Raw genomic sequence first — 3971 nt, 5'->3', positions numbered from 1 at the left:
ATGTTGGCTATTCTCTTTATTCAACAAGTCGCCGGCGTTACTTGTAGGTGGCATAAAGAGATGACCGCTTCACCATCACGAATAATCTGCGCCTAATTTTCGGTGAGGCGATTGCCGATAGCTAAGACTTGCTGTTTATATAGCCAACTTCATGCCAATAGCTTGTGTTAGTCAACATGCCGTTATTTTTGTATTATTTGTTTGGCTGCAGCTGAATTAAGGGCGATGATTGACAACTTTGGTTGTTTTTGGTGGGGTAGGTTGATATTTGGAGAGATGCGGAAGGACTATTTTGTTTTTTTGAACTTGTTGATTGCTTGGGGAGATATTCCAAGAAGAGATGCTGCTTCTCTTTGATTTCCTGAAGATTGCTCCAATGCCTTCAAGAATAAACTGCTACGAACACCGGAAATATAAGCATCGATTGAGAAGCCGTCGCCCAGTTTTGGCAATGAAGAGATAGACGTGGCCGTTTGCTTGTTTTCTGATGAATTAAGAGAGGCCAAGGCATAGGACATTGCATCTTCAACATTGTCGGTAGCATCTAAATCATTAAGAAACGCGATTAGTCGATAGGCAATACGGTACAGATCGCGGTAGTTGCCTGGCAGGGAGTGACATTGCAGGTAATTTACAATACCCGCATGGTTTACTGAACTAAATTCAGGCTTTTGATGGTTTACCATCGAGCGAGACAACGCGCGGTTATATACATCCCGCCAAATCCAGGGTATATCCTCTGGGATGTCTTGCAAAGACGGAATCTCAAGCACAAGTGGACTGATCCGATCAAAGAAATCTTCGTGAATTTTAGTTCGCAAAAAATCAAGCGTTCGATTGGTTGCAGTTATCAATCTAAAGTCACTCTTTTCAGTACGTTCACTCCCCAGTGGCTGAAATTTTTGCTCCTCAAGCGCTTTTATTAGAAGTCTTTGCGTGTCAGTGTCGATATCCCCTATCTCGTCAAGAAACAGAGTGTCCTTATCCATCCTTTTCAGCAATCCAGGTTTGTCTGATGTAGCTCCTGTAAATGCGCCTTTAACATGTCCAAATAGTTCAGATCGCATTAGTTCGGAGGTAAATTGACCACAAGCAACACTCATCCAGTTTTGTTTGAGTTTTTTATATGGACTGTATCCACGTAGCCCATGTGCTTTTCCCTGTTCCACGTTCACCGAGTATCAATATCGGGGTCTTTATTTTTGCATACCTACGGGCTTCGCGATCAAGACTTATCAGTTTCTCGGATCTGAAATTGGTTGGATCCCATGTGACTTCTTCATCTGAACGTGTATTAAGTCGACTTATAGTATCCTGATATTGCTTAAAATAGTTTTCGATACCTATTGAAATTTTTTCAACTGGTGGCTGCCCTTCTTTACGGTCTCTCCAGCGTCGACATTGTACAAGAGTTAACGGGTGGCTGATGTAGCCCACTTCGGCAAGAAGCACCCAGACTGTATGCATGGCTGGCGTACCGGGACTCACGTTAATTATGAGCTCATCATCTGGATGCTTCTCTCTGATCTTTTTTAATTCGGGCTGCAGGTGTTTGAAGAGCGCCTTATGATCCGTCGGATCATTACCATTCCAAGGGCACTCTTCCACATGAAAGGCAGGAAGTTTGCTTTTCAAAATAGTGCGAATACCTTTTAAAGCATCGGTATCCGATGCAGATCTATAGAAAAAATATGCCTTACGAATGTCTTGATAGGGGAGTTGTTGGTCAAGTAGCAGGGTGAGTGTCGGCCCGTAAACACATTGTCCCGAATCATCAAGAGCAACCTTGGCACTTTTTGCATCCCACTCATAAGGATCATTTGATCGCGCCACCCAGGTAACCAATACTTTTCCCATTGCAGAAATCTCCTTACCCAAGCGCCTCACCATCCAGCCAGCGCAGAGCAGTCAGCTCCATAGTATCAAGGTTAAGCGCCAGCAGTGAACCGATTGAAGGATCAAGGTCTGAGTAGGCGCCGTTATCCAGCTCAAAATGGCTGGTTTGCAGCGAAGCAATAATTGACGGCATGGTGCGTATCCGGTGACCGGTTACCAGTTTTCTACCACCAATCTTTTGTACGTCAACTTGGGCAATTGCATCCCACATCATACCGGTGGGATCAGATTCTGTCAGCGGATCATCTTTACGCATATCAACCGCTGCATGGACAAAGACGAAGTTGTCATCATAACGAAGATAAGGCAGGCTATCCAGAAAGGTGAGGTAGGTAGCCGGTACCTGTTCAATCCGCTCTACCCCAAAACTGAGCAAGGTCTGTAAGCCCCAGCAGCGCAGCCAGTCAGATGAGAAACCAACATGATTGCCGATGAAGGTTCTCAGCATCATATCGTCATGGTTGCCACGTACAGGCCGGACATCATAGCCAGCGGACTTTAACTGTAAAATGGTATCCTGTACACCTTTGCTGTCATTGCCCCGGTCAATATAGTCACCCAACAGATAGAGCTGATCCTGATGACGCAGATTCAGGGTTGTTAGAAGTGTCTGAAACGTAAGACTACCACCATGTATATCTCCAATTACATAACGCATCAGACCTCACCGTTCTGGCTGGCAGCTAGCAGGATCTGCTGCGTCTGGCACATGAATTACTGTGCTGATTGAGGTGGTTTGTTGTATTGCAAATAACCACCGGTAGAGCCGGTGGTTTACGAAGAACCACAAATTACCCGTAAAGTTGTGTGTTTAGAAAAGACTGGATTCCATCATCTCTTTTATGTCTGTAATACGCCAGATATTCACCGCACTACGCCGCTGTGCCTCTGATCCGCCATAGACCAGAGCAGTCGCAACAGCTGGAACCGGTAGTTTGTCACTAAAATTTTTCAGCCCTTTGAAAAAATCTTCTGTGATAGTAGCTCCTGATTTTATTTCAACCGGCATGATATCCGACCCGGACTCGACCACCAGATCTACTTCATTTCCTTTGGCATCTCGCCAGAAATACAGGTTGTTACGTCTGCCTTTATTAAAACGGTACTTTAGCGCCTCAACAATTACCATATTTTCAAACAGGTTACCGCGCAGCGGATGCCTGCTGATATGCAGCTCACTCTCTGCGCCAAGCAGGTGCGTTGCAAGCCCGACATCATAGAAATACAGTTTGGGGGTCTTGACTTGTCTCTTTGAAATATTGGTATGCCAGGGCTGCAACATAAATACAATATAGCTGGCCTCTAACAGTGTCAGCCAGGTACGGGCTGTGGTGTGCGATATGCCGATGTCATTACCCAGGCTCTGCAGGTTAAGTAGTTGACCGACCCTACCGGCACAGAGTCGGACAAACTTTTCAAACAGGGCAAGGTCTTTTATGTTGATCAACTGACGGATGTCCCGCTCCACATACGTCTGAAGGTAGGCTCCAAGCGCCTGTACAGGATCAAGACCTGCGTCATAGATACGGGGATAAAACCCCTGAAACAACAGCCGGTCAACCTCTAACGGCAAGCCGTTGTTTGTCAGCTCTTCAATGCTGAACGGGAGCAGTTTAAGAATAGCTGTTCTGCCAGCCAAAGACTGGTTGACGGTATCCATGACTTCAAACTGCTGGCTGCCGGTAAGGATAAACTGTCCGGGAATGTTCCTGGCATCAACAATCGGCTGGATATACGAAAGCAGGTCTGGTGTGCGCTGGATTTCATCAAGAATGGCTCCGTCCGGGTAGCGAGCCAGAAACCCCAACGGATCAGACAGGGCAAAGGCTCTGACATCCGGTTGCTCAAGATTGACATACGGCTTATCCTGAAAGGTAGTGCGACAAAGCGTTGTCTTGCCGCTTTGACGTGGGCCGGTGATTGTTACCACCGGATACTGGCTTGCCAGTTGAGTGAGGGTTGGTTGGAGTGTGCGCTTGAACATAGTGCTTGAAGCTTACTTCATAAATGGCGAAATCTGCAACTTGAAAATGTAAATTACCCAAACGTGTTATTGCCATGGTCTACTAAAGCGC

At 46.1% G+C, this 3971-nt stretch carries 4 protein-coding genes; all 4 read right to left on the bottom strand.

Annotation, left to right across the window (positions count from 1 at the left end):
• Positions 1–287: 287 nt before the first annotated feature.
• Entirely contained in the window at positions 288–1169 is an 882-nt protein-coding gene (locus tag OEL57_RS16940) for a sigma-54-dependent transcriptional regulator (RefSeq protein ID WP_300741567.1), read from the bottom strand.
• Entirely contained in the window at positions 1123–1857 is a 735-nt protein-coding gene (locus tag OEL57_RS15020) for a CARF domain-containing protein (RefSeq protein WP_300741566.1), read from the bottom strand. Before OEL57_RS15020 ends, OEL57_RS16940 begins: the two co-directional genes overlap by 47 nt.
• 13 nt (positions 1858–1870) lie before the next feature.
• Positions 1871–2554 carry a metallophosphoesterase gene (locus tag OEL57_RS15015; protein ID WP_300741565.1) on the bottom strand — a complete coding sequence of 228 codons (684 nt, stop codon included), beginning with the start codon at positions 2552–2554 and terminating at the stop codon, positions 1871–1873.
• Positions 2555–2707: 153 nt separating this feature from the next.
• On the bottom strand, positions 2708–3880 hold the full coding sequence (locus tag OEL57_RS15010; RefSeq protein ID WP_300741564.1) for an ATP-binding protein: 1173 nt from the start codon (positions 3878–3880) through the stop codon (positions 2708–2710).
• Between the last annotated feature and the right edge of the window lie 91 nt (positions 3881–3971).

It is taken from the genome of Trichlorobacter sp., from assembly GCF_030247655.1.
In the GTDB taxonomy this organism is placed as follows: Bacteria; Desulfobacterota; Desulfuromonadia; order Geobacterales; family Pseudopelobacteraceae; genus Trichlorobacter.
This window is presented reverse-complemented; position numbering and strand designations above follow the sequence as displayed.